General features: G+C 71.0%; 22 protein-coding genes and 2 pseudogenes. 14 read left to right on the top strand and 10 right to left on the bottom strand.

All coding sequences use genetic code 11. From position 1 onward, the window contains the following. Positions 1 to 18: 18 nt before the first annotated feature. Together HUV60_RS11710 and trhA are read right to left on the bottom strand one after the other, a co-directional pair. On the bottom strand, positions 19 to 747 hold the full coding sequence (locus HUV60_RS11710; protein ID WP_257847489.1) for a Mut7-C ubiquitin/RNAse domain-containing protein: 729 nt from the start codon (positions 745 to 747) through the stop codon (positions 19 to 21). Between the two features lie 212 nt (positions 748 to 959). Then, positions 960 to 1,691 carry a PAQR family membrane homeostasis protein TrhA gene (gene trhA / locus HUV60_RS11705; protein ID WP_257847490.1) on the bottom strand — a complete coding sequence of 244 codons (732 nt, stop codon included), beginning with the start codon at positions 1,689 to 1,691 and terminating at the stop codon, positions 960 to 962. Positions 1,692 to 2,055: 364 nt separating this feature from the next. Between trhA and HUV60_RS11700 the strand changes: the two genes are divergently transcribed. Further along, a complete protein-coding gene (locus HUV60_RS11700) occupies positions 2,056 to 3,876 on the top strand; it encodes a phosphoenolpyruvate carboxykinase (GTP) (RefSeq protein ID WP_257847491.1) in 1,821 nt (606 codons plus the stop codon). A gap of 333 nt (positions 3,877 to 4,209) precedes the next feature. Here HUV60_RS11700 and HUV60_RS11695 read toward each other — a convergent pair whose 3' ends face one another. The 3 genes from HUV60_RS11695 to HUV60_RS11685 all read right to left on the bottom strand — a co-directional run bounded on the left by HUV60_RS11695 (position 4,210) and on the right by HUV60_RS11685 (position 6,488). Beyond that, a complete protein-coding gene (locus tag HUV60_RS11695; RefSeq protein ID WP_331462045.1) occupies positions 4,210 to 4,494 on the bottom strand; it encodes a type II toxin-antitoxin system RelE/ParE family toxin in 285 nt (94 codons plus the stop codon). Positions 4,495 to 4,758: 264 nt separating this feature from the next. Further along, positions 4,759 to 5,181 carry an SCO4983 family protein gene (locus tag HUV60_RS11690; RefSeq protein ID WP_257847492.1) on the bottom strand — a complete coding sequence of 141 codons (423 nt, stop codon included), beginning with the start codon at positions 5,179 to 5,181 and terminating at the stop codon, positions 4,759 to 4,761. Positions 5,182 to 5,276: 95 nt separating this feature from the next. Next, positions 5,277 to 6,488: a pyridoxal phosphate-dependent aminotransferase gene (locus HUV60_RS11685; protein ID WP_257847493.1), complete on the bottom strand. Its 1,212-nt coding sequence runs from the start codon at positions 6,486 to 6,488 to the stop codon at positions 5,277 to 5,279. A 368-nt stretch (positions 6,489 to 6,856) separates the two neighbouring features. On the opposite strand from HUV60_RS11685, the gene HUV60_RS11680 reads away from it, so the two are divergent. Continuing rightward, positions 6,857 to 7,798 carry a S1 family peptidase gene (locus HUV60_RS11680; RefSeq protein WP_257847494.1) on the top strand — a complete coding sequence of 314 codons (942 nt, stop codon included), beginning with the start codon at positions 6,857 to 6,859 and terminating at the stop codon, positions 7,796 to 7,798. 23 nt (positions 7,799 to 7,821) lie between these two features. Here the strand turns inward: HUV60_RS11680 and HUV60_RS11675 are convergent, their stop codons facing one another. Both HUV60_RS11675 and HUV60_RS11670 read right to left on the bottom strand, forming a co-directional pair. Continuing rightward, positions 7,822 to 9,432: an N-acyl-D-amino-acid deacylase family protein gene (locus tag HUV60_RS11675; RefSeq protein WP_257847495.1), complete on the bottom strand. Its 1,611-nt coding sequence runs from the start codon at positions 9,430 to 9,432 to the stop codon at positions 7,822 to 7,824. 11 nt (positions 9,433 to 9,443) lie between these two features. Next, the gene (locus HUV60_RS11670; RefSeq protein ID WP_257847496.1) at positions 9,444 to 10,721 is read right to left on the bottom strand and encodes an amino acid deaminase; all 1,278 of its coding nucleotides are present in this window, start codon (positions 10,719 to 10,721) and stop codon (positions 9,444 to 9,446) included. A 235-nt stretch (positions 10,722 to 10,956) separates the two neighbouring features. Here HUV60_RS11670 and HUV60_RS11665 point away from each other — a divergent pair, with 235 nt between their 5' ends. From HUV60_RS11665 to HUV60_RS11645, 5 genes and pseudogenes are all read left to right on the top strand, one after another. After that, on the top strand, positions 10,957 to 12,165 hold the full coding sequence (locus HUV60_RS11665) for a sugar kinase (RefSeq protein ID WP_443047270.1): 1,209 nt from the start codon (positions 10,957 to 10,959) through the stop codon (positions 12,163 to 12,165). Continuing rightward, positions 12,162 to 12,920 (top strand): IclR family transcriptional regulator, encoded by a 759-nt coding sequence (locus tag HUV60_RS11660; protein WP_257847497.1) that lies wholly within the window; start codon positions 12,162 to 12,164, stop codon positions 12,918 to 12,920. Before HUV60_RS11665 ends, HUV60_RS11660 begins: the two co-directional genes overlap by 4 nt. Before the next feature lie 22 nt (positions 12,921 to 12,942). Further along, positions 12,943 to 13,362, top strand: coding sequence for a RidA family protein (locus HUV60_RS11655; protein WP_257847498.1), 420 nt, complete (start codon positions 12,943 to 12,945; stop codon positions 13,360 to 13,362). Positions 13,363 to 13,395: 33 nt separating this feature from the next. Beyond that, positions 13,396 to 14,280 (top strand): annotated as a pseudogene (locus tag HUV60_RS11650) (GntP family permease); the annotation flags it as partial. Positions 14,281 to 14,414: 134 nt separating this feature from the next. Then, a complete protein-coding gene (locus HUV60_RS11645; protein ID WP_257847499.1) occupies positions 14,415 to 15,125 on the top strand; it encodes a hypothetical protein in 711 nt (236 codons plus the stop codon). A gap of 24 nt (positions 15,126 to 15,149) precedes the next feature. On the opposite strand, the gene HUV60_RS11640 is transcribed toward HUV60_RS11645, so the two are convergent. After that, complete coding sequence (locus tag HUV60_RS11640; protein ID WP_257847500.1) at positions 15,150 to 16,487, bottom strand: M14 family metallopeptidase; 1,338 nt, start codon at positions 16,485 to 16,487, stop codon at positions 15,150 to 15,152. A gap of 189 nt (positions 16,488 to 16,676) precedes the next feature. On the opposite strand from HUV60_RS11640, the gene HUV60_RS11635 reads away from it, so the two are divergent. Beyond that, a complete protein-coding gene (locus HUV60_RS11635; protein WP_257850086.1) occupies positions 16,677 to 18,005 on the top strand; it encodes an Nramp family divalent metal transporter in 1,329 nt (442 codons plus the stop codon). Between the two features lie 35 nt (positions 18,006 to 18,040). Here the strand turns inward: HUV60_RS11635 and HUV60_RS11630 are convergent, their stop codons facing one another. Then, positions 18,041 to 18,250: a 4-oxalocrotonate tautomerase family protein gene (locus HUV60_RS11630; RefSeq protein WP_257850087.1), complete on the bottom strand. Its 210-nt coding sequence runs from the start codon at positions 18,248 to 18,250 to the stop codon at positions 18,041 to 18,043. Between the two features lie 171 nt (positions 18,251 to 18,421). Between HUV60_RS11630 and HUV60_RS11625 the strand changes: the two are divergent. Further along, positions 18,422 to 18,508: pseudogene (locus HUV60_RS11625) on the top strand (DUF899 domain-containing protein); the annotation flags it as partial. A gap of 43 nt (positions 18,509 to 18,551) precedes the next feature. Here the strand turns inward: HUV60_RS11625 and HUV60_RS11620 are convergent. Beyond that, positions 18,552 to 20,279, bottom strand: coding sequence for a chitinase (locus tag HUV60_RS11620; RefSeq protein ID WP_257847501.1), 1,728 nt, complete (start codon positions 20,277 to 20,279; stop codon positions 18,552 to 18,554). Positions 20,280 to 20,804: 525 nt separating this feature from the next. Between HUV60_RS11620 and HUV60_RS11615 the strand changes: the two genes are divergently transcribed. The 5 genes from HUV60_RS11615 (at position 20,805) to HUV60_RS11595 (ending at position 24,714) form a co-directional block, all read left to right on the top strand. Then, positions 20,805 to 21,698, top strand: coding sequence for a hypothetical protein (locus HUV60_RS11615; protein ID WP_257847502.1), 894 nt, complete (start codon positions 20,805 to 20,807; stop codon positions 21,696 to 21,698). Between the two features lie 101 nt (positions 21,699 to 21,799). After that, positions 21,800 to 22,507, top strand: coding sequence for a Flp pilus assembly protein CpaB (cpaB, locus tag HUV60_RS11610; RefSeq protein ID WP_257847503.1), 708 nt, complete (start codon positions 21,800 to 21,802; stop codon positions 22,505 to 22,507). A gap of 9 nt (positions 22,508 to 22,516) precedes the next feature. Further along, positions 22,517 to 23,800, top strand: a complete 1,284-nt coding sequence (locus HUV60_RS11605) for an AAA family ATPase (protein WP_257847504.1) — start codon at positions 22,517 to 22,519, stop codon at positions 23,798 to 23,800. 140 nt (positions 23,801 to 23,940) lie between these two features. Beyond that, on the top strand, positions 23,941 to 24,273 hold the full coding sequence (locus HUV60_RS11600) for a pilus assembly protein (RefSeq protein ID WP_234308024.1): 333 nt from the start codon (positions 23,941 to 23,943) through the stop codon (positions 24,271 to 24,273). 120 nt (positions 24,274 to 24,393) lie between these two features. Then, a complete protein-coding gene (locus tag HUV60_RS11595) occupies positions 24,394 to 24,714 on the top strand; it encodes a TadE/TadG family type IV pilus assembly protein (RefSeq protein ID WP_042175707.1) in 321 nt (106 codons plus the stop codon). The last annotated feature ends 71 nt before the right edge of the window (positions 24,715 to 24,785 follow it).

Raw genomic sequence — 24,785 nt, 5'->3', positions numbered from 1 at the left:
GCGGCGGAGCCGGGACGCTCACCCCTGGGCGACCCGGCTCAGCGCGCGTTCCACGATCGCCTCCAGCTGGTCGTGGTGCGCGCCCCGCCAGTAGGCGCGGCCGCAGTCGCCGCACTGGGCGAACACGTCGTACGAGCGGTGCGTGCCGCTCTTCAGCTGGTCGGCGACCTCGTCCTTGGTGGCGGCGCGGAGCAGCCCGTTGCAGGCGATGCAGCGGGTCCAGGGGCGCAGCTCGGGCCGGAACCGGTCCAGGACGTACGGCAGCTGCTCGTCGGGCCCGGTGCTGTAGACGAACGCGCCGGCCCACAGTTCCCGGCGGCGCAGCAGCCCGCGGTCGCGGCTGAGCATCACCCGTCTCTCGGCCGCGGACCGGGCGGCCAGGGCCGGGTCGCCGATGTCCGTCGACTCGTACGCCGTGTCCACGCCCAGCAGCCGCAGCCGGCGGGCCAGCGTGCCGAGGTGGACGTCGAGGAGGAAGCGGAGCGGGGCGCCGGGTACGTGCTGGGGATGGGCGACGGGGCGGACGGTGACCGACTCGCCCGCGGCCGGGAGGTGCGAGACGGGAACCTCCCGGCCGCCCACGAGCAGCGCGCCGACCTCCGTCAGCGGTACGCCGAGGGACTCGACGAGGTGGCCGAGGGTGGAGACGCCGTCGGCCGGGGCCCTCACGGCGCCGGTGGTGCGTGCCCGGGGGACGAAGACGAGCAGGTCGGGGGCGAACTCGACGTGGATCTCGGGACCGTTCACCGGGTCAGGATGTCATGTGCGCGGCCCGGAGCCGCGGGATTTCCGGCCCGGGGCCTTGGTGCCGTTCCGGGGCGGCCGGGCCGGAGGCGGCCGACGGGACCTGCCCGGCTGGGGCGAGCGGGGCCGGTGTGCTGGGCCGCACGGCGCAGGAGGGCGTGCCGGATCCCGTGTCCCCGGCTCGGTCCGCCGGACGGTCCCCGGGCGCGCCCGGCTCATCCGTGCTGGTAGGCCACCAGGGAGATGCCCACGTAGTGGGCGATGAAGGCGGCCAGGGTGAGGGAGTGGAAGACCTCGTGGAAGCCGAACCAGCGCGGTGACGGGTTGGGCTTCTTGAGGCCGTAGATCACCCCGCCCGCGCTGTAGAGCACGCCGCCCGCGATCACCAGGACCAGGACGGCGATGCCGCCGCTGCGCATGAAGTCGGGGAGGTAGAAGACGGCGGCCCAGCCCATCGCGATGTAGCACGGGGTGTAGAGCCAGCGCGGGGCGCCCACCCAGAACACCCGGAAGGCGATCCCGGCGAGGGCCGCCGCCCAGATGCCCCACAGCAGCCACCGGCCTTTCGCTTCCGGCAGGAGCAGCATGGTGAGCGGCGTGTAGGTGCCGGCGATGATCAGGAAGATGTTGGCATGGTCGAGGCGGCGGAGCACGCCGTCCATGCGCGGGCTCCAGTCGCCCCGGTGGTACAGGGCGCTCACGCCGAACAGCAGGCAGGCCGTCAGCGCGAAGACCGCGCAGGCGACGCGGGCCCGGGTCGAGTCGACGAGGACGACGAGCACCAGCCCGGCGACCAGGGCGGCGGGGAACATGCCCAGGTGCAGCCAGCCGCGGAGCTTGGGCTTGACCGGGTGGGGGAGGGAGGTCGGGACCGGGCCGCGGCCTTCGGCCGGCCGGTCCGCGGACGCGCCGGGTGAGTCGGAGGCGTCGGGGACGAACGCTGTCATGACTGCAATCGTACCTACGGAACCGTAAGTTACGAATCGGTCCAGGGGGTCGGTCGCTGTGAAGTGGTCAGGGTCTCACGCGGCCTGCTCGCCAGTACGTCCCGCGGTGTGCATCGGTAAAAAGATGACCTGGTGAACGCAACGTGCGCGTAAAGAAACCCAGCGTGCGCGGAGGCCCTCCCGGAGGTCGTGGTCATCGTCACTCTGCTCACATGTGAGACCCCCTGGACAGATGGGCACTTGCATCGGAGGATCAAATGAGTGCGGTCGGCACCGGATGAGCGCCCAAGATCTCACCGTGAAGCATCCGGGCCGCAGCCCCCACGGGGCCCTCCAGACCAAGACCCCTCACTTAGGAGCAATCGTGGCGCGCGACATCGCGGCTCCCGGCGTCCCCACCACCCACCAGGCACTCATCTCCTGGGTCGACGAGATCGCCGAGCTGACCCAGCCGGACCACGTGGTCTGGTGCGACGGTTCCGAGGCCGAGTACCAGCGGCTGAGCGAGGAACTGGTCGACACGGGCACGTTCCGCAAACTCGACCCGATCAAGCGCCCCAACTCCTACTACGCGGCCTCCGACCCCGACGACGTCGCCCGCGTCGAGGACCGCACCTTCATCTGTTCCGAGAAGGAGGAGGACGCCGGGCCCACCAACCACTGGAAGGCCCCCGGCGAGATGCGGGAGATCTTCGCCGGTGAGGAGGGCGTCTTCCGCGGCTCCATGAAGGGCCGCACGATGTACGTCGTGCCCTTCTGCATGGGCCCCCTCGGCTCGCCGCTGTCCGCCATCGGCGTCGAGATCACCGACTCCGCGTACGTCGCCGTCTCCATGCGCACCATGACCCGCATGGGCCAGGACGTCCTGGACGAGCTCGGCGACGACGGCTTCTTCGTCAGGGCCGTGCACTCCGTCGGCGCCCCCCTGGAGCCCGGCCAGAAGGACGTGCCCTGGCCCTGCAACCGGACCAAGTACATCTCGCACTTTCCCGAGGACCGCGAGATCTGGTCCTACGGCTCCGGTTACGGCGGCAACGCCCTGCTCGGCAAGAAGTGCTACGCCCTGCGTATCGCCTCCGTCATGGCCCGCGACGAGGGCTGGCTCGCCGAGCACATGCTGATCCTCAAGCTCACCCCGCCGCAGGGGGAGTCCAGGTACGTCGCCGCGGCCTTCCCGAGCGCCTGCGGCAAGACCAACCTCGCCATGCTGGAGCCCACGATCTCCGGCTGGACCGTCGAGACGATCGGTGACGACATCGCCTGGATGCGGTTCGGCGAGGACGGCCGCCTCTACGCGATCAACCCCGAGGCCGGCTTCTTCGGTGTCGCGCCCGGCACCGGCGAGCACACCAACGCCAACGCGATGAAGACCCTGTGGGGCAATTCCGTCTTCACCAACGTCGCCCTCACCGACGACGGCGACGTGTGGTGGGAGGGCATGACCGAGGAGACCCCGGCCCACCTGACCGACTGGAGGGGCAACGACTGGACGCCCGAGTCGGGCACCCCGGCCGCCCACCCCAACGCCCGCTTCACCACGCCCGCCGCCCAGTGTCCGATCATCGCGCCCGAGTGGGAGGACCCCAGGGGCGTGCCGATCTCCGCGATCCTCTTCGGTGGGCGCCGCGCCACCGCCGTCCCCCTGGTGACGGAGTCCTTCGACTGGAACCACGGCGTCTTCCTCGGCGCCAACGTGGCCTCCGAGAAGACCGCCGCCGCCGAGGGCAAGGTCGGCGAACTGCGCCGCGACCCGTTCGCCATGCTGCCGTTCTGCGGCTACAACATGGGCGACTACATGGGCCACTGGATCGACGTGGCGAAGGACAAGGACCAGTCCAGGCTGCCGAAGATCTACTACGTCAACTGGTTCCGCAAGAACGACGAGGGCACGTTCGTGTGGCCCGGATTCGGCGAGAACGGCCGCGTCCTGAAGTGGATCGTGGAGCGCCTGGCCGGCACGGCGGACGGCATCGAGACCCCGATCGGCGTCCTGCCGGCCAAGGGCGCGCTGGACACCGACGGCCTCGAGCTGTCCGAGTCCGACCTGGACGTCCTCCTCACCGTCGACAAGGACGTGTGGCGCGAGGAGGCCGCGCTGGTCCCCGAGCACCTCAACACCTTCGGCGACCACACGCCCAAGGAGCTGTGGGACCAGTACCACGCCCTGGTGCAACGCCTGGGCTGATCCCACCGCCGGTCCTCCCACCGCGCAGGACCCCCAAGACGCCGCGGCCGGCTCCGATCGCGCCCTGACCAGCACCATCGTCGCCTGCCTGGCGAGGAGCGGCGGTGCGGGAACGGTGTCGGAGCCTTCGATCCGGGAGATCTTCGCCTGGGTGAGGCCCGAGCGGCCGGCCGGCCCGGTCCGGGTGAGCCCGAGCTCGGCGCGCCGGTCGTGCACGGCTTTCGCCAGGACCATGGAGAGGCGGATCCCGCGGCGCGCCTCGGCCACGTCCTCCGGTTCGGTCGGACCCTCTTCGGGCTTTCCGTTCGCGCGGCGTCTTCCCGTGACCGTGGCTCATCGCTCCGCCTCTCCCTTCCCGATGACGCGGATGAACTCCTCGTGTGCTGGTCCATGCTCTGCCTCGCAGGTCTTCTGCGCGGGTCGGGCCCGGGCGGCCTCGGTGTCCTCGCGCATTCCCGTCTTGCGGAAGACGGCCGGCAGGACCGCGGTGCGGTTCGGGGCCGGCCGGTACGTCAGGCGTATGGCAGCACCGTCGAGGGCCGGGCGCAGCTCCCGGACTCCGTCGCCGGGATGGCGGGCACAGGGCTCGCCAAGGGCGCCGGCGTGCTCCGCGAGCAGGCCGGCGTGTTCGTCGGTCTTGGCGAAGTGCGGGGAAGTGTTTGGCCGGCAAACATTCCAGCCAGGCCCGCACCCGGGGTTCGAGCTCGATGGCGAAGAGCGCGTCCGCGCCGCAAGAACTACATGCCGGTTACGGCATGTCCGAAGTGGTCCGACGCTGCTTCGCTCGGCATTCCGTTCCCCGGCTCCTGTGAGGCGCCCGGTCCGCGCGTCGCCGTGGGTGCACGCGGACCGGGGCCGTAGGGGGAGAGCCCGGGGTGGGGCTCAGTGGGGCGTGAGCTCGCGCGGTGCGAGGGCCGCGGTGTGCGCGTCCATCCGCTCGGCGGCCAGGATGGCGGCCACCGTGTCGGCGCGGGAGGCGGCGACGACCAGGGCGCGGCCCGCGAGGGTGTGCGCCTGTCGGTGCAGGGCGGTGACGCGGGGTGTGCTCCCGCCCGTGGTCGCCGACGCGCGGGCCGGCTCACTTCCTCCCCGCAGGCGGGTCACCTGCTCGGCGAGCCGCTCGGCCGCCGTGTCCAGGTCGGCCGAGGGTGCCCCGGCACGCAGCTCGTCGGTGACGGCGAGCAGTGCGTCGAGATGGCCTGCGAGCTGGATGTCCAGCTCTTCCTCGCGGGAGCGGCCGGGGAAGTCGTGAGGAGCGCCGGCCATCGTGCGGTGGACCGAGTTGGTGCGGATCGGTTCGTACATGGATGGCCTCCTGAGTGCTATCAGGAAACCATCCTAGCTTGGAATTCGTCTAAAGTTGAGCGGTTGGTAGAACCGGACGAAGGGAGCACGCAGGGTCAGACCTGGCAGTAACCGTCCAGGAAGCGGGCGATCCGGCCCACCGCGTCCCGCAGGTCGTCGGCCGAGGGCAGCGTCACCACCCGGAAGTGGTCGGGCTCCGTCCAGTTGAAGCCCGTGCCGTGCACGACCATGATCTTCTCGCTGCGCAGCAGGTCGAGGACCATCTGCCGGTCGTCCTTGATCTTGAAGACCGTGGGGTCGAGCCGCGGGAAGAGGTAGAGCGCCCCCTTCGGCTTCACGCAGGTCACGCCCGGGATCTGGGTCAGCAGCTCGTACGCCGTGTCCCGCTGCTCGCGCAGCCGGCCGCCCGGAAGTACCAGGTCGTTGATCGTCTGGCGTCCGCTGAGCGCGGCGACCACGCCGTGCTGGCCCGGCATGTTCGCGCACAGGCGCATGTTCGCCAGGATCGTCAGGCCCTCGATGTAGGAGTCGGCGTGCGCGCGGGGCCCGGAGATCGCCATCCAGCCGACCCGGTATCCGGCCACCCGGTACGCCTTCGACATGCCGTTGAAGGTGAGGGTGAGCAGGTCGGGGGCGATCGAGGCGGTGGGGGTGTGCGTGGCGTCGTCGTAGAGGATCTTGTCGTAGATCTCGTCCGAGCAGACCAGCAGGTTGTGCCGGCGGGCGATGTCGGTCAGGCCCCTGACCATCGCCTCGTCGTAGACCGCTCCGGTCGGGTTGTTCGGGTTGATGATGACGATCGCCTTGGTGCGGTCGGTGACCTTGCGCTCCATGTCGGCGAGGTCGGGCATCCAGTCGGACTGCTCGTCGCACCGGTAGTGCACCGCCGTACCGCCGGACAGCGAGACGGCCGCCGTCCACAGCGGGTAGTCCGGCGCCGGGACGAGCACCTCGTCCCCGTCGTCGAGCAGGGCCTGCATCGCCATCACGATCAACTCGGAGACGCCGTTGCCGATGAAGACGTGCTCGACGTCGGTCTCGATGCCGAGGGTCTGGTTGTGCATCACGACCGCCCGGCGAGCGGCCAGCAGTCCCTTCGCGTCACCGTAGCCGTGCGCCGACGACACGTTGCGGAGGACGTCCTCCAGGATCTCGGGAGGGCACTCGAACCCGAACGCGGCCGGGTTGCCGGTGTTGAGCTTGACGATGCGGTGCCCTGCTGCCTCCAGTCGCATCGCCTCCTCGAGCACCGGGCCCCGGATCTCGTAACAGACGTTGGCGAGCTTGGTCGACTGGATCACCTGCATGGTGGGAGCTTACGGCCCGGTAATGCTGTTTGCGGCGTGTTATCCGCCACGTGAGACGTGTCGCTTGGGGGGAAATGCCTGATTGCCCGTGACGGGGCGCGGGGGGAGCGGCCCCGGCCGTGATCGTTGAAGCCGCCGTGGAAGCCGCTCCACGCCGGGCCTCCCCCGCACGGGCGCCTCTTCCGCCGTCCATGCGGGGGAGGGTGATCCGCCCGGGGAGTCCAGGGGCCCGGAAGTCCGAAGGCCGGAAACGACGTCTTGTCCCCCGCTCGCGACGTATTGACAATGCGCATGTCAATAAATCCTGTGGGTGGCCGGAGGGATCCCGCCGCCTCCGTCGCAGGATCCGTCGCAAGAGGGGACCCCACATGAGAAAACCTCTCGTCGTCGCGCTCTGCGCCCTGGCCCTGGCCGGGGCGGGCGTGACTCCCGCGGCCGCCGCCGCGCCCACCTCCGCGGGCGCGGACACGGCCCCGGGCACCGGCGCGGGCCCGGGTTCGACCACGGTGCTCGACGTCGTCGACGGCGCCGCCACCGCGGCGGACGCCGTGGCCGGCCTCACCGGGCCGAAGGCCGCCGCGGTGAACTTCGCGGGCACCGTCTCGTTGAGCAACTGCTCGGGCTCCGTCGTCCGCCTGCCCCACTCGGAGGACGACGACCCCGCCCTCGTCCTCACCAACGGCCACTGTCTGGAGAGCGGCTTCCCCGCGGCCGGCGAAGTCCTCGTCGACCGGGCGTCCAGCCGCGGCTTCGGACTGCTCGGCGCCTCCGGCTCCCGGGTCGCCACCCTGCGCGCCAACCGGCTCGTCTACGCGACCATGACCGACACGGACGCGGCGGTCTACCGGCTCGGCACCACGTACGCGCGGATCAAGAGCGCGTACGGCATCGACGCGCTCACCCTCGACGACACCCGCCCGGCGGCCGGCACCGCCATCAGCGTGGTCTCCGGCTACTGGAAGCGGATCTACGGCTGCTCCGTCGACGGATTCGCACACCGGCTGAAGGAGGGGGCCTGGACCTGGAAGGACTCGGTCCGCTACACCCCCGCCTGCGACACCATCGGCGGCACCTCCGGCTCGCCGGTCGTCGACGACGCCACCGGCAAGGTGGTCGCCGTCAACAACACCGGCAACGAGGACGGCGAGCGCTGCACGGTCAACAACCCGTGCGAGGTCGACGCGAATGGCGTCGTCACCGTTCGCCGGGGCATCAACTACGCCCAGCAGACCTACCCGTTCACCGACTGCTTCGGCGCGGACGGCGTGCTCGACCTCGACGCGAGCGCCTGCACCCTGCCCAAGCCCTGACGAGCCCGTCGCGGGCGGGCGGTTCAGCGGGGCGACCTGCGGACCGCCCGCCCCGCCAGTACGTCGGTGCGCCGCCCGTCCTCGATCACGAACCGGCCGTCGACCAGCACGTACGGGATGCCCGTCGGCAGTGTCCGGGGCCGTTCGAAGGTGGAACCGGCGGCCACCGTCCCCGGATCGAACAGCACCAGGTCCGCCCTGTGGCCCTCGCGGACCAGCCCGCGGTCCGCGAGCCGCAGCCGGGCGGCCGGCCGGGACGTCAGATGCGCGACGCACTCCTCCAGCGACAGCACACCCAACTCCCTCACGTACCGGCCGAGGTACTGCGGGAAGGCGCCGTACGCGCGCGGGTGCGGCTTGGCGCCCTGGAGGATGCCGTCCGAGCCGCCGGTGTGCACCCGGTGCCGCATGATCTCCCGCACGTTCTCCTCATGGCCGACGTGCTGGAGGATCGACGGGGCCAGCCTGTCCTTGAGCAGCAGCTCACGGGCGACGGCCCACGGGATCTCGCCGCGCAGCGCGGCCGACTCCCGGACCGTGCGGCCCACGTACTCCGTCAGCGCGGGGTCGCCCACCCCGGAGATCTCGATGGTGTCCCACTCGACGGGCACACCGTGGCAGCCGTTCGAGCCGGTGACCTCCAGGTGGTGCCGGATCCGCTCGGCCGTCGCGTCGTCCGCGAGCCGCCGGAGGATCTCCTCGGGTCCGCCCTCGCCCGCCCAACTCGGCAGCACGGCGACCAGTGTGGTGGCGCCCGGCGTGTACGGGTACGTGTCGAGGCTGATGTCCGCCCCGGCGGCGAGCGCGTCGTCGAGGAGCGCCAGCAGTTCGGGAGCCCTGCCCTCGTTCACGCCGAAGTTCATCGTCGCGTGCGCCAGGTGCAGCGGGCAGCCCGCCTCCCGGGTGAGCGTCACCATCTCCTCGTACGCCCGGAGCGCGCCCGTGCCGTAGGAGCGGTGGTGCGGGCAGTAGTAACCGCCGTAGTGGGCCACCACCCGGCACAGTTCGGTGAGTTCGGCGTCCCTGGCGTACATGCCGGGCGGGTACGTCAGCCCCGACGACATGCCGACCGCGCCCTGTTCCATGCCTTCGGCGACGAGTTGCCGCATCCGGTCCAGCTCCGCGGGGGTGGCGTCCCGGTCCTCCCAGCCGACGGCGAGGGCGCGGACCGTGCCCTGCGGGATCAGATAGGCGGCGTTGACGGCGATGCCCCCGTCGAGCCGGTCCAGGTACTCGCCGACCGACCGCCAGCCGAAGTCGATGTCGTCCCCGCCGCCGTTCCACCCGGCGATCGCGCGGCGGACCTCGCCGAGGGTGCGGTCGTCGACCGGCGCGTACGACAGGCCGTCCTGACCCAGCACTTCGAGGGTGACGCCCTGCGCGGCCTTGGCGCTGTGGTCGGGGTCGCGCAGCAGTGCCAGATCGCTGTGGGCGTGCATGTCGATGAAGCCCGGGGAGAGGACCAGCCCCTCGGCGTCCAGTTCACGGCGGGCCTTCGGGCGCTGGCAGCCCGCTGCCGCCGCCTCCTTCACGATCGAGACGACACGGCCGCTGTCGACGACCACGTCCGCGCGGTACGCGCTGTCGCCGGAGCCGTCCACGACGTCGGCGTCCCGGATGACGAGTTCTTCCACGACACGGCCTCCTAGAAGAACGTACGGATGTAATCGACCACCGTGCCGTCCGCCTCGGTGAGGGGGATGAGTACCCACTTGTCGAAGGAGGTGCACGGGTGGGAGAGCCCGACGCCCAGCCAGTCGCCGACCTCCAGGTCGGCCTGTGGGGCGGTGCTCAGCCAGGCGTGCTGGTCGGAGAGGGAGACGACCGAGATCCCGGCCGCCGGGCGTTCCGCGCCGTCCCGGCGGACCACCTGGGCGAACGGCAGGTCGAGGTCGTGGGCCGCGTCCCGCTTGCCCGCGTTGGCGAAGGCCTGGTCGGCGGACGGCCGGGACACGATCTGCGTCCACAGCCGGAACGCCGGCTCCAACGCGCCTTCCTCCGGAACCCGGTTGAACGGCGTCAGCTTGCGGTAGTGCCCGTCGTCGTGCGAGACGTACGCACCCGAGCGCAGCAACTTCAGTACGGGGAGGGAGAGTTCCGGGATCCCGGCGAAGACGTCGGCGACCGCGTCGAACCAGGCGCTGCCGCCCGCGCTCACCACGACCTCGTCCAGGCCCGTGAACCGCCCCGCCCTGTCGAAGTCCGCCGCCAGGGCCACCAGGCGCCGCAGCCACTCCGCCACCCGCTCCGGGCCGGCGTCCGGCACCTCGCCCTCGTACCCGGCGACCCCGACCAGCCGCAGCCCGCGCGCGCCCGCCACCGCGTCGGCGACGGCGGCGCACTCCGCCTCCGTCCGCACCCCGGTCCGCGCACCCTCGCCCCCGGCCAGTTCGACCACGACGTCCACCGGTCGGGCGGATCCGGCGAGGGCCGTGTCCATCAGCTCGACGCCACGCACGGAGTCGACGTAACAGACGAACCGGAAGCCGGGGTCGGCGTCCAGCTCACCGGAGACCCATCGCAGGGCCGCCGGGTCCACCAGCTCGTTGGCCAGGAACACCCGCCGCACGCCGAACGCCCGCGCCACCCGCACCTGATGCGGCACCGCGAGCGTGATGCCCCAGGCGCCGTGCTCGATCTGGCGCCGGAAGAGCTGCGGGGCCATGGACGTCTTGCCGTGCGGGGCGAAGACGAGGCCGTGCCGGGCCGTGTACGTCTCCATCAGCTTCAGGTTGTGCTCCAGGCGCTCGGCGGACAGCGCGAGCACCGGGGTGGTGAAACCTCCGGTGAACAGGTTCCGGCGCTGGGCGGCCAGCTCGCCGACGGTCAGCCCGTCGGCGTCCGGCGGGAGGCCCTTGAAACGGTGGTCGACGCGTTCCTCCGCGAGGAGCGCGTAGGCGTCGGGGCCGGGGTCCATGCCCATCAGAGCCTCCCTGGTCCGGCATGTTGCGTTATATGCAACAGCCGTTGCGTATGTTGCTTACCGCTGTCTAACATCTCGGCCACGCGGGGTCAACGGAAACGGATCCCCGCAGCCAACGGGCACGGGGCGGGCGAACGCCGGACGCCGCCGACGACGATCCGGACGCGGGCCGTCCGGACCCCGCCCGGCCCGCGAGTGCCCCCGCCCGTCCCGCCACCCGAGGAGCCACCCCACCGTGAACGCCACCGGACCCCGCACCACCCCCGACGCCGACGCCGACGCCGACGCCGACGCCGTGGAGACCGCCGACGTCGTCGCGCTGGGCGAGTCCATGGTGACGTTCCTGCCCTCCCGGCCGGGCCGCCTCGCCGACGTGCCCTCCTTCGAGCGGGCCATCGGCGGCGCGGAGTCCAACACCGTCTGCGTCCTCGCCGCGGCCGGCCACTCGGCGCGCTGGATCAGCGCGGTCGGCCAGGACGGCTTCGGCGACCACCTCGTACGGACGATCGGGGAGTACGGCGTCGACGTGTCGTACGTCCGGCGCGATCCGCACCGCCCCACCGGCATCTACTTCCGCACCGCCGGTGACCGCGCCACCGACGCCCACGAGGTCGCCTACTACCGGGCGGGCTCCGCGGCCTCCGCGATGACCGCCGCCGACGCCGGCCCGGAGGCGGTGCGCGCCGGACGCGTCCTGCACCTGTCCGGCATCACGGCCGCGCTCTCCTCCGGCTGTCTGGAACTGATGCGGGAGCTCACCGCCCCCCGCCCCGGCCGCCCGCTCGTCTCCTTCGACGTCAACCACCGGCCGGGTCTGTGGCGCGACGCCCACGGTCCCGAGGTGCTCCTGGAACTGGCCCGCAGGGCCGACATCGTCTTCGTCGGCGACGACGAGGCCGAGTCCGCCTGGGGCATCAAGGGCGGCCCGTCGTCGATCCGTGAGGCGCTGCCCGAGCCGGAGGTTCTGGTGGTCAAACAAGGCGCGCGGGGAGCCACGGCCTTCTGCCGCACACCCGCGGGCGGTCGTACCGCTGGTGGCACCCCCGCAGGGGGAGGCACCCCGCCGGCGCCGGGTCGCGCGGCCCGCCCCCGGCGGGCCCCTGCACCGGGCACCTTCGTCCCCGCCCTCACCGTCGACGTCGTGGCGACGACCGGAGCCGGGGACGCCTTCGCCGCCGGGTTCCTCTCCGCCACCCTGCGCGCCCTGCCCGTACGGGACCGGCTCCGGCACGGCCACCTCACGGCCGCCGCCGCCCTCACCGTCCCCGGCGACCTCGCCGCGCCCCCCGCCCGGGACCTGGCCGACCGGCTGGTGGCCCTGGACGAGGCCGCGTGGGGGAGACTGCGCCTCGGCCCCGGTTGGACGGAGACCGACACCGCGGACGCGGACGCGTACACAGACGCGGACCGGGACCGGGCCGAGGAGGAGGTACGTACCCCATGAGCCAGACCGTCGACCGCGCACTGAGCATCCTGCCGCTGCTCGCCGAAGGACCCGCCGACCTCGGACAGGTCGCCGACCGTCTCGGCGTGCACAAGTCCACCGCCCTGCGGCTGCTGCGCACCCTGCACGAACACGGGCTCGTCTACCGCCAGTCCGACCAGCGCTACCGGCTCGGCGCCCGCCTCTTCGCCCTCGCCCAGGAGGCGATGGAGAACCTCGACGTCCGCGAGATCGCCCACGCCCACCTCGTCCGCCTCAACGAGCAGTGCGGGCACACCGTGCACCTCGCCGTCCACGAGGAGAACGAGGTCCTCTACGTCGACAAGGTGGAGAGCCGCTACCCGGTCCGCATGTACTCGCGGATCGGCAAGTCCGTCGCCCTCACGGTCGCCGCCGTGGCCAAGCTGCTCCTCGCCGACCTGCCCGAACACGAGCGCCGCGCCCTCGCGGACACGCTCGACTACCCCATGTACACGTCCCGTTCGACACCGGGCCCGGCCGCGTTCCTGCGCGAGCTGGAGAAGGTGCGCGAACAGGGCTGGGCCACCGACCTCGGTGGCCACGAGGAGTCCATCAACTGCGTCGCCGCGCCGATCCGCGGCACCGACGGCCGGGTGGTCGCCGCGATGTCGGTCTCCGCGCCGAACGTCGTCGTCACCGCCGGCGAACTCCTCACCCTGCTCCCGCTGGTCCGCCGCACCGCGGCTGCGATCAGCGGAGAGTACTCCGGCCGGACTCCGGCAGAACTCCAGTGACTCCAGCGAAGGACCGCCCCGCATGACCGAGAAAGCCGAGAAGGCCGCCCTCACCCCGAGCACGCACACCACTCCGCCCGCGAAGTTCTCCCACGGCGTGCGCAAGGGCAACATCCTCCAGGTCGCCGGGCAGGTCGGGTTCCTCCCCGCCGAGGAGGGCAAGCCGCCCACGCCCGCCGGTCCCACCCTGCGCGAGCAGACCCTCCAGACCCTCGCCAATGTCAAGGCCATCCTCGAGGAGGGCGGTGCGACCTGGGACGACGTGATGATGATCCGCGTCTACCTCACCGACGTGGACCACTTCGCCGAGATGAACGGCATCTACAACACCTACTTCGAGGAGCAGGGCCTCGCCCAGCCGCCCGCCGCGCGCACGACCGTCTACGTCGGCCTGCCCGCGGGACTCCTCGTCGAGATCGACGCACTGGCCGTACTGGGCTGACGCGCACTCACCTTTCTCCCTCCCCGGTGACCACCCCCGCGCCCCGGCCCCGTCGCCGCCGCCGGACTGCTCGACGTCGACCTCGGCTGGGTCACCCTCATGGGCGTCGTCACCGGCCTCCCGGCCGTCGCCGCCTGGGTCTGCTCCGCCTGGATCGGCAGGCGGATCTTCGTCGCCGTGCCGCAGGACATGCTCGAGGCCGCCGAGGAGTCCCGTCAGGCCGTCCTCGACGAGCAGCGCGCCGCCGGCGTCGAGCCGCGTGAGGCGCCCGTGCCGCTCGGCACCGTCCTCGGCATCATCGGTGCGCCGCTCATCCTGATCCTCGCCTCGACGTTCTCCTCGATCGCCCTGGACGAGTCCACGCCGCGCTCGGCCGTCGCGTTCTTCGGCCACCCGTTCGTCGCGCTCACCCTTGCCCTGTTCCTGGTGTACTACCTGCTCGGCATCCGGCGCGGCTGGTCCCGCAAGTCCCCGGAGACCGTCTCGGCGTCCTCGCTGAAGCCGGTCGGCAACATCCTGCTGGTCGTCGGCGCGGTCCTCAGGGGGGAGCGGGGCCGCCCAGGCGCTGTCCGACACGTTCAACGACGTCGGCCTGCCGGTGATTGTCCTGGCGTACCTGATCTCCGTGGTACTCAGGGTCGCGCAGGGCTCGGCGACGGTGGCGATCGTCATGACGGCGGGCATCGTTGCCCCGCTGCTGTCGGAGGGGGACCACTCGCAGGCGTTCGTGGCGCTGGTCATCACGGCCATCTCCGCGGGCTCCGTCTTCGCCTCGCACGTCAACGACGGAGGCTTCTGGACGGTCGCCAAGTACTTCGGCACCAGCGAGCGGGACACGCTGAAGACGTGGACAGTGCTGGAGAGCGTCCTGTCGGTGGCGGGCTTCGTGGTCCGGTGGCGCTCAGCCTGGTCGTGTGACCTCCGGCGGATCACCGTACGAATCGGCTGATCATCGTCCGATTGGTGCGAACGGTGGGCCGCATGTAGGCGTCTGATAACGAAGTAGGGGCTGGCTGTCCCCCACACAGGATTCTCGGCCATACTCATCCGGTGTGGAGCAGCGTATAGGTTCGAACAGCCAGCCCCAGCCCTTGGAAGGCGCCGGATTCGACCCGGCCTTCATTCCCGGGCTCACCGCACCCGCGTCCGGCCGCAAGGCGGACGTGAAGGACGTGAAGGGCGAGGAGGAGCCGAAGGACGCGAAGGCGGCGCCGGAGGCGGAGACCGACGCGGCCGGGGAGCCGGGGACGCAGTCCGGGGCGGCGGCCTCCCTGGAGAAGCCTGCGGCTTCGGGAGCCGCAGAAGCTTCCGAGGCCGCCGGGGTCTCCTCGGTCTCCGAGACGTCCGGGTCCTCCGAGGCGGAGTCCGTCACGGACGGCCCCGTCTTCGAGGCGTCCGACCGTCGCGCCGGGATCGTCGCCGATCACGAAGGCGTACGGCTCCGGCTGGACGACCAGGCGTGCGAGTTCCGCTGGGACGAGATCGGCGCGGTGGAGACGGAGACCGGGCGCTTCGGCAAGCGCTACACGGTCACCGTCCACACCACGGAGAGCCGTTGGTACCCGATCGAGATCGAGGCCACGTCCCGCAGCCGCTTCCCCGTATGGGACGCGGAACTGGACGCGGTGCTCGACGCCTACTTCGACGACGGGGCGCCCGAACCCGAGGCGTCCGACGCGGACTCGTCCGACAAGCCCGAGCCGGATGCCGACGCGGACGCGGATGCGGACACGTCCCGGCCGGACGCCGGCCCCGTGGTCTAGGAGCCTCGACGGCTCCTGGTGACGCTAACTGCAGTACTGCGCCGCCTTGCCGATGGAGCGGTACATGCAGTCGGCGTTCTCCAGGAGTTGCAGGACGGCGTCCCGGTTCCGGGACGTCTCCCGCTCGATGACCTCGTCGGGCGGGTAGAAGCCGCCGCCCGACGCGGACCGCGGGTACATCTCGTAGGTGTAGCCGAAGATCTTGTGCGTGCCCCACAGGAAGTCGTCGATCGACCCGTCCGTGATGTACAGGTCGCTGGACTGCTGGGCCGTGTAGCCGTTGCTCGCGGCCATCTTCTGGCCGACCGTCCGGAAGGCGGCGTGGTCGTCGGCCGTCATCCCGGTCGTGGTGTCCGAGTAGGTGTAGCCGAACGGCCACAGCACCAGCTCGCTGTACGTGTGGAAGTCGATGCCGGCCTTGATCTGCTGTACCCCGCCCACGACCCGGCTGCGCACGAAGTCGGCGACGACCTTCACCTCGGGTGCGGACTCGGGAGCCGAACCCCGGTAGGTGTCGGAGGACTTGGAGCCGGAGGAACCGCCGCAGCAGCCCCAGCGGTAGTCCCAGTTGCGGTTCAGGTCGGTACCGACGTACGACGAACCGGAGTTGGGCTGGCGGTTCTTGCGCCACGAACGGTAGGAGCCGGCGGCGATGTCGTACTCGCCGCCGTCCGGGTTGAGGTCCGGGATGATCCAGATCTCGCGGCCGTTGACCATGTTGGTGATCCGGGAGTCGCTGCCGTATCCCGCGCCGAGTTCGCGCAGCAGGTAGAGCGCCATCTCCACCGTGAGGTGCTCACGCGCGTGCTGGTGGTGGGTGAACAGGACCTCGGGCTCGTTCTCGTCCGTCCTCACGTTGTCGCTGATCTTGATGGCGACGATGTCCCGGCCCTGGTAGGACCGGCCGATCACCTGCTTGCTCATGATGTTCGGGTACGCCGACAGCCGCTGGTCGATCTCCGCGTTCATCTCGGCGTAGTTGTGATAGCGGGAGTCGGCCGAGGGGAAGTCGAACAGCCGCAGACCGTCGGCGGCGGACGAGCGGTCGGGAGCGGCACCCAACGGCGTGAGTTCGTACCCCTGCCGGCGCAGGGCGTGGATCTGGTCCGCGCGGCCGGAGACGACCACCGTCTCCTCGTCGGCCTCGTCCACGGTGACCCCGGCCTGCTGGATCGCCGTACGGGTCACGGGAGTCGTGTGCTGGTGGATCTCGTACTGGCGGATGTCGTCCGCCGAAGGCGCCGGCCGCTTCGCGCTGTCGGCGTCGGCCTCCGTGGCCGACATCGACACGGGCGCGGCGAGGGCGAGGGCGAGGAGCGCGGCGAGCACGGCGGAGCGTCTGCCGCGTGTGCGAGGTCGCATGAAATCTCCTTGTGGGAGGTGAGGGTTGTCCATGGCGCCGTGCTGTGCGGTGTGCGGTGCCGCAATCCTGCGTGCGTGACATGATCAGGTCAAGACCGTCGTGCCGACCGGCCACTCGACCAGGTGTATCCGGTGAAGATCCCCGCACGCCCCCTTGTCCCCCCGGTGTTCATGAGCTTTCTTGCCTCCATGGCGGACACCACGGGAAACACCCAGGACACCGGGGTACCACTCCCGGCCCCCGGCCCCCAGCCCCGCAAGTCCCGTTGGCGCTACATCGGCCCCGGAATCGTCGTCGCCGCGACCGGCGTGGGCGCGGGAGACCTGGTCGCCACCCTTATCGCGGGCAGCAACTTCGGCTACACCCTGCTCTGGGCGGCGGTCACCGGATGTCTGGTGAAGATCTCCCTCGCCGAGGCGGCGGGCCGCTGGCATCTGGCCACCGGACGCACCCTGTTCGACGGCTGGGCGAGCCTGGGCCGCTGGACGACGTACTTCTTCGGCGTCTACGTCGTCCTCTGGGGCTTCGTCTACGGCGCGGCGGCGATGTCGTCGAGCGCGCTGCCCCTGCAGGCCCTCTTCCCGGACGTGATGGACCTCGAATGGTGGGGCATCGCCTGCGCCCTGGCGGGTCTGGCCTTCGTCTGGTTCAACCGGTACGCGGTCTTCGAGAAGGTCATGACGGTCCTGGTGGGCGTCATGTTCGTGGTGACCGTCTACCTGGCCGTCAGGGTGGCGCCGAACCTCGGGGACGCCCTCGCCGGACTGCTTCCGGTGCTGCCGGACGCGGACGACTCGGTCCTCTACACCCTGGGCCTGATCGGCGGCGTCGGCGGCACGATCACGCTGGCCGCGTACGGCTACTGGGTCAACGCCAAGGGCTGGACCGACACCGGCTGGATGAAGGTGATGCGCCTGGACAACCGCGTCGCGTACGTCACCACCGGCCTCTTCGTCGTCGCGATGCTCCTCGTCGGCGCAGAGCTCCTGCACTCGGCGGGCCTCGCGCTGGAGAAGGGCGACAAGGGACTGGTGCGGCTGGGCGACATCCTGGAGGACAGGTACGGCACCGCGACGGCGAAGTTCTTCCTGACCGGCTTCTTCGCCACGTCGTTCACGTCGCTGATCGGCGTGTGGCACGGGGTGAGCCTGATGTTCGCCGACTTCGTGACGCGCTGCCGGAGGAAGGCGAAGGAGTCGACGGGCGAGGCCATCGCGTCCGGCCGGCCGGAGAAGTCCTGGCCGTTCCGCGCCTACCTGCTGTGGCTGACCTTCCCGCCCATGATCCTCCTGTTCGAAGGCCAGCCCTTCCGCCTGATCATCGTCTACGGCGTCCTCGGTGCCGCGTTCATGCCCTTCCTCGCCCTGACCCTGCTCTGGCTCCTCAACTCCAGCCGCACCCCGCGCGAATGGCGCAACGGCCCCCTCAGCAACGGCATGCTCGTCGCCGCGGGCCTCCTCTTCCTGGTCCTGTGCGTCAAACAGGTCTGGGACCAGCCGTGGTCGGAGTTCTTCTGACGCCCGGGGTCCGGCCCCGGGCGTCGCAGCCCGGGTCAGGCGTCGCCGTTCAGCACGGCGGCGGTCAGGACGTTGCCCGCGACGCCCCAGCCGCCGTCGGCGACCTCGTCGACGAGGACGACAGCGGTGGGGCGGGCGCGCTCGCCGTAGATCTCCGCGTACAGGCCGGTGGTGCGCTCCACGATCTTCTGCTTGCCCTCGGCGGTGAGGGTGCCCGCCGGCCCCTTGAAGCGGGCGAAAGGCACGGGTCTTCTCCTTGGCGCCTCGACGGCGTCCTTGCTCGCCGTGTACGCGCCGTAGGCGGGGAGCTGTGTGCCGACCACGGAGGTCGGGAACCCCACGAACGAGCCGCCCGCGCGCAGCCGCCGCCAGGCGGGACGCGAAGGACGCCGTGGCCGGCTCGCTGATCGGTTCGGGGCCCGACCAGCCGCCCCGTGCCGCAGTGGCCCCGCCCCGGCGCGAGCCCCGTGGAGTCTCTCGGCCGACACGGCTCCTACCACTGACGCGTTTGTCCGCTGCGCGCGCTCGGGAGGGGAGGAGGACCGGTTACGGCAGGGCGTGGACGTGCGGTCCCACCGTGTTGGACCAGACGTTGCCGGAGGTGGCGTCCCAGTTGGCGGACCAGGTCATGGCGCCGCGCAGGGCCGGGTAGGTCTCCGACGGTTTGAAGGAACCGCAGTTCGTGGCCCGGGTCAGGCAGTCCAGGGCGTTGTTCACCACGGTCGGGGAGACGTAGCCGCTGCCCGCGCCGCGGGTGGAGGCCGGGAGGCCGAGGCTCACCTGGGACGGGTCGAGGCCGCCTTCCAGCTGGATGCAGGCCAGCGCGGTCAGGAAGTCCACCGAGCCCTGGCTGTAGACCTTTCCGTCGCAGCCCAGCATCGAACCACTGTTGTAGTACTGCATGTTGACGACCGTGAGGATGTCCTTCACGTTCAGCGCGGTCTGGAAGTAGGAGTTGGACGTGGACTGCATGTCGATGGTCTGCGGGGCCATCGTCAGGATCATGTCCGGGCCCGCCTTCACGGACAGCGACCGCAGCGCCTGCGTCATGTAGGTCGCGTTGAGGCCGTTCTCCAGGTCGATGTCGACGCCGTCGAAGCCGTACTCCTGCATCACGGCGTACACCGAGTTCGCGAAGTTCGTCGCGGAGGTGGGGTCGTTCACCGACACGGTGCCCAGTTCGCCGCCCACCGAGATGATGACCTTCTTGCCCGACGCCTGCTTCGCCCGCACGTCCGCCTTGAACTGGCCGACGGTGTAGCCGTTCAGGCCCGCCGAGTCCAGGTCGAAGGTGACCGCGCCCGGTGTGCCCGTCGCGTCGGCGAAGGCGACCGCGATGATGTCGTACTGGGCCGGGACGTCCGAAATGCGCTGAACGGCTGCACCGTTGTTGAAGTTCTGCCAGTAGCCGGTCACCGCGTGCCTGGGCAGGTCGCCGCCGCCACCGTCGTCGTCCTCCGTCGTCCGGGCCGTCACCGCCGTCGACTTGGGTGATTCGCCCGCCGCGTTGGTCGCCGCGACCTGGAAGGAGTACGAGGTGGAGGCCGCGAGCCCGGTCACCGTCGCCGACGTGCCCGTCACCGCCGTGATCTTCGTACCGTTCCGGTAGATGGTGTAACGCGTCGCCCCTGATACGGAGTTCCAGGTCAGAGACGCCGTCGACGCCGTCGTGCCCGAGACGCTCAGACCGCTCGGGGTGCCGGGGACGGTCGGGTCCGGGTCGCCTCCGCCTCCGTCGGGGCCGAAGACCGACAGGTCGTCCGCGTAGTAGGGCTGCTGTCCGTACCAGCCGTGGGTGTAGACCGTCACGGACGTGGTCGCGGAGCCGGTGCGGAAGCTCGTCGTCAGCTGCTTCCAGGTGCTGGAGTCCGGGGTCCAGGTGGAGACGTCCGTCGTGCCGGTGCCGGTCACCCCCAGGTAGGCGTACCCGCCCTGCACCCAGGTGCTCAGGGAGTAGGTGGAGTCGGGCCGCACCGCGACGGTCTGCGTGCAGCGGGCGTTGTCCTGGCCGGCCGGGGTGGCCTTGAGTGCGGCCGTGCCGCCGCGCACGGGGGACGAGACGGTCGTGCCGCTGTTCGCCGAACAGGTCCAGTTGCTCAGACCCGACTCGAAACCGGCGTTCCCGACGTTGTTCACGTCCGCCGCGGACGCCTGGCCCGCACCCGTGAGGGGCAGGGTGAGAGCGAGGGCCGAGACGAGGGCACCCGCCCGGAGGCGGCCGGGACGGCGGACCGTTCTGTTTCTGCGGTCGGTCGTGGCTGGCGTGCGGTCCACTGAAGCCTCCTGTGGGGGTGGGGGAAGGGGGCTGGACAAGGAGGTACGGAAAGAGGGGGATGCAAGGAGGGACTGGAGGGGAGAGAGGGAGAGAGGGGGGAGAAGCGAGAAGCGAGAGGGGAGAAGCGAGAGGGGCATGGGGATGACTGTGGGCGTCGTCGTTGGAGCAACAAGGTGGTCCAGACCAATCGGGTTGTCAATGGGTCCAGACCAATTCGAGGGTGCCGGGCCGTGTCCGGCCGCCCGGCGGGCCGGTCCGTCGGGCGGCCCCGCGCCGGGGTCCCGGCGTCAAGGCGGTGTGCGGGACCTCCGCCCTGCGGGTTGCGTCGAGACCGGCAAGATGCTCAACGTGCCCCGTTTTGGCGCAACTTGTGCAACGTCAGTTGCTTACGAGCTGCACGAACGCTGTTCTCCGGCCACAAAGCCGTGGTTACAGTGCTCGCATAGTCACGCAGCGAAGTCATCAGGGTGTACCGGAGTGACGTCCGGTGGGCCGAGGGGCATGGGGAGAACGGGGAGCCGCGCGTGCCAACTGCCATTGCCGTGACCAGTGCCGACCTGGCACTGCCACCGCAGGACGAACGAACCCTGCCCGCCGTGGTCCTGCGGGACATCGCCACCCTGCCGCTCGAACAGGCGTTGACCGAACTCCAGGCGCTCGTCGAGCAGCACGGGTACGTCATCGTGGTCTGCTCCAGGGCGACGCCCGTCGCCGTCCTGCGGCGGCTGCACACCCTGCGCTCCCTGCTGGAGAGCGACCGGATCGCCCTCTTCAGCCCCGATCTGCCCCCGCTCGGACTCGCCGCACTCGCACACCAGTTGAGACAGCTCGCCTCCTGCGACCTCAGCCCCGGCGTGCTCGCCTCGGCCGGCCGGCTGCTGGTCCACTACATCCACTCCGGGGCCCTGCTCGGCTCCGTCGCCCGGCTCGACCGGGTCCCCGTGAACCTGAAACAGCACGCCAAGTCGTGGATGCCCGGCAGCCAGTTCGCCGTTCTGGCCCACCCGCAGCCGCAACTCGTCCGCCTCGGCCCGGAAGCCGTTCTGGACGGACCGGAGTTCGGCACCTGGATGCTCGTCGCCAAGGGGCAGCTCCAGTCCGACTGGGTCACCGGCACCCTGGCACCGTCCTGGAAGGTGCAGGGACTGCGCGAGACGCCGCTTCCCGCCGAGTCCTCGAGTTGGTGGGGGACCGGCAAGGTCATCGAGTTCTGCACCTATCTCCCCGACCTCTCCGTCCTCTACCAACTGGTCACGAGCGTGCGGCGCGGCAGCTGCCACTGGTGCGGCATCGATGTCATCGGCGACCGGTGCGTCTTCTGTTCGGCCACACCACCGTCCGTGCCCGCCCACGACAGCCCCCGCGGCATCGACAGCGGCCGAGGCACCGGCAGCAGAGCCCTCGTCCGCGGCAGCTGAACCGGCACACCGCCCCGCACCCCATACACCCCACCCGCACACGAAACGCGGTCTCCCACCGTCCCGCTCGGCCCATATCCCCCAATGAGGTTGCACGGTCTATGAACTCCCGTCAGCGCCGCGGCGTGATACTCCTGCTCCTGTCGATCCTGTGCGCCCTCGCCGCGTTCGCCGGCGTGCTCTCCGTCATCAACGACGTGGAGTCCAAGGTCGGTCCCGAGGTCAGCGCGTACCGGCTGAAATCCGATGTGGCGCCCTACACGCCGCTCAGGACAAGCCAGTTCGAGAAGATCGAGATGCCCGAGCGCTGGCTCTCGGCGAACGCGGTCACCGATCTCGGCGACATCCGGGGCAAGATCGCCGTCACCACGCTGCAGGAGGGCTCCCTGCTGCAGAGCGACATGGTCGTGAACCAGCCCGCCCTGCAGCCGGGGCAGCAGGAGGTCGCCATCATGATCGACGCGGCCACCGGCGTCGCCGGAAAGATCACGCCGGGCTCGTCGGTCAACGTCTACGCCACCTTCGAGGGGGAGCGCGAGGGCACCCCGGCCCAGTCGAAGATCATCGTGACCAACGCCAAGGTCCTCGACGTCGGCCGGATCACCGCCCTGGAACCCGACGAGAACGACCGCGGACGGCAGCCCACGGACGCCGTCCCCATCACCTTCGCGCTGTCCGCCATCGACGCCCAGCGCATCACCTACGCCGAGTCCTTCGCCCAGCGGGTCAGACTCGCGCTCGTCGCCCCCGGCGGCGACACCACGGTTCCCGAGCAGGACCGTACGTACGAACTCGCGAAGGACAAGTGAGAGGCCCGCATGCCCACGAGGATCCTCCCGGCAGTCGGTGACGCGGACGCCGTCCGGTCCATCACCACGCTGCTCAGTCAGCTCCCGGACGCCGAGCCGGTGGCCCCGGTGGTCGACTCCACCCAGCTCGTCGACACCCTCGCGCGCCTGGCCGCCGAGTCGATCGACGAACTGCCCGAGGTCGTGGTCGTGCACGAGCGGATCGGCCCGGTCCCCGCGCTGGAACTGATCCGCGAAGTGGCCCTGCGCTTCCCCGCCGTCGGCGTCATCCTCGTCACCTCCGACGTCAGTCCCGGCCTCTTCCAGGCCGCGATGGACTACGGGGCCCGTGGCCTGGTCGCCCTGCCGCTCAGCTACGAGGAACTCGCCACCCGCGTCCAGGCCGTCGCCCAGTGGTCCTCCGGCGTACGGCGTCATCTCGGAGCTGGCAGCGACGTGTTCACCGGCGTCGGCGGCACGGTCGTCACCGTCAGCGGGGCCAAGGGCGGCGTGGGCGTGACCCTGACCGCCATCCAGCTCGCCCTCGCAGCCCAGGCGTCCGGCCGCAGCACCGCCCTGGTCGACCTGGACCTCCAGAGCGGGGACGTCGCCTCCTTCCTGGACGTCCAGTTCCGGCGGTCCGTCGTGGACCTCGCGACGATCACCGACATCTCCCCGCGCGTCCTGGCCGACGCCGTCTTCCGCCACGACACCGGCCTCACCCTGCTCCTCGCCCCCGCCGAGGGCGAACGAGGCGAGGACGTCACCGACCGCGCCGCCCGCCATATCGTCGGCGCCCTGCGCTCCCGCTACGAGGTCGTGGTCGTCGACACCGGCGCCCAGCTCGTCGGGGCCGGCGCGGCCGCCGTCGAGACCGCCGACACCGCCCTCCTGGTCACCACCCCGGACGTCGTCTCCGTCCGGGGCGCCAAGCGGACGGTACGGATGTGGGACCGGCTCCAGATCCGCAAGGCGGAGGAGACCACGGTCGTCGTCAACCGCCACACCCGGGGTACGGAGATCCAGCCGCCCCTCATCCAGAAGATCACCGGCACCGCGGTCGCGGCCACCGTGGTTCCCGCCAACTTCAAGGAACTCCAGTCGGTCGTGGACGCGGGCCGGGTCCACGAACTGGAGAACAGGAGCGCGGTGAAGCAGGCGCTGTGGGCCCTGGCCGGGGAGCTGGGACTGGCCAGGGCCCCCGAGGGCGCCCAGAAGCCCGGCCGGCTGCGGGGAGACCGGCTGCGCGGCGACCGGCAGCGCGGAGACCGGGGAGCGGTGAGCCTCCGGCGGCGCAAGGACGGAGGGGGGTGAGGGTGATGAAGGGGGAGGAGCCGTGCTTCTGCCTGGGCTGTGACCGTGACCGTGACGGCGACCATGACCATGACCATGACGGTGAGCGTGCCGGCAACCAGGACCGTGACCGGGGCCAGGTCACCATCGAGTTCCTCGGCATGATCCCGACGATCCTCGTGACACTCGTGGTGCTGTGGCAACTCGTGCTGCTGGGATACACGTTCACCCTCGCGGGGAATGCTGCGGACGAGGCGGTACGGGCGGCCACCGCCGCTGACCCCGGCGCGCGCCAGGGCGCCTGCGAGGCGGCGGGGCTGGACAAACTGCCCGGTGCCTGGGAGGGGGCGGCGACGGTGACGTGCGCGACCGGGGGCGGTTACGTCACCGCAGACGTGACACTGGGCGTCCCCGTCCTCTTCCCGGGCACAGCCACCTTCCCCTTCGAGGTGAACGGCCACGCGGGCGCGGTGGAGGAGGAGGTGGGGGACTAGATGTCGTACGGGCACAGGCACGGGCACAGGTACAGGTACAGGTACAGGTACGAGCACGAGCACGGGCGCAGGCACAGACGGCGGCGGGGCGGGCCCGGGAGGCCGGGGGACCGCGGGCAGGTGGCGATCGAGTACCTGGGCTTCCTGCCGGTCCTGATCATCGTCGCCATGGCCGCCGTCCAGCTGGGCCTGATCGCGTACACCGCCCAGCAGGCCGGTACCGCCGCCCGCGCGGGGGCCCGCAGCGCCTCGCTCGACGGGGCGGCCGGCCCGGCCTGCGCGGTGGCGGTGAGTGGCTGGCTGGCCGGGCGCACCGACTGCGGGGCGTCCGGGGGCGGCGACGAGGTCACCGTCACCGCCACGATCGGCATCCCGTCGATCGTGCCGGGCTGGGACTTCGGCCAGGCCACGAAGACCGCCACGATGCCCGTCGACCACTGACCGGATCGAACCGAACAGGACCTGACCTGACCGACCACTCGCACACCCGCCCGACCAGCCGACCATCGACC

This window comes from Streptomyces sp. KMM 9044 (assembly GCF_024701375.2).
Classification (GTDB): Bacteria; Actinomycetota; Actinomycetes; order Streptomycetales; family Streptomycetaceae; genus Streptomyces.
This window is presented reverse-complemented; position numbering and strand designations above follow the sequence as displayed.

Coding starts and splice junctions, on each gene's coding strand:
- trhA (WP_257847490.1), bottom strand. CDS start 1,691: ATGACAGCGTTCGTCCCCGACGCCTCCGACTCACCCGGCGCGTCCGCG.
- HUV60_RS11690 (WP_257847492.1), bottom strand. CDS start 5,181: ATGTACGAACCGATCCGCACCAACTCGGTCCACCGCACGATGGCCGGC.
- HUV60_RS11685 (WP_257847493.1), bottom strand. CDS start 6,488: ATGCAGGTGATCCAGTCGACCAAGCTCGCCAACGTCTGTTACGAGATC.
- HUV60_RS11680 (WP_257847494.1), top strand. CDS start 6,857: ATGAGAAAACCTCTCGTCGTCGCGCTCTGCGCCCTGGCCCTGGCCGGG.
- HUV60_RS11670 (WP_257847496.1), bottom strand. CDS start 10,721: ATGGGCATGGACCCCGGCCCCGACGCCTACGCGCTCCTCGCGGAGGAA.
- HUV60_RS11660 (WP_257847497.1), top strand. CDS start 12,162: ATGAGCCAGACCGTCGACCGCGCACTGAGCATCCTGCCGCTGCTCGCC.
- HUV60_RS11655 (WP_257847498.1), top strand. CDS start 12,943: ATGACCGAGAAAGCCGAGAAGGCCGCCCTCACCCCGAGCACGCACACC.
- HUV60_RS11640 (WP_257847500.1), bottom strand. CDS start 16,487: ATGCGACCTCGCACACGCGGCAGACGCTCCGCCGTGCTCGCCGCGCTC.
- HUV60_RS11635 (WP_257850086.1), top strand. CDS start 16,677: ATGGCGGACACCACGGGAAACACCCAGGACACCGGGGTACCACTCCCG.
- cpaB (WP_257847503.1), top strand. CDS start 21,800: ATGAACTCCCGTCAGCGCCGCGGCGTGATACTCCTGCTCCTGTCGATC.
- HUV60_RS11605 (WP_257847504.1), top strand. CDS start 22,517: ATGCCCACGAGGATCCTCCCGGCAGTCGGTGACGCGGACGCCGTCCGG.
- HUV60_RS11600 (WP_234308024.1), top strand. CDS start 23,941: ATGATCCCGACGATCCTCGTGACACTCGTGGTGCTGTGGCAACTCGTG.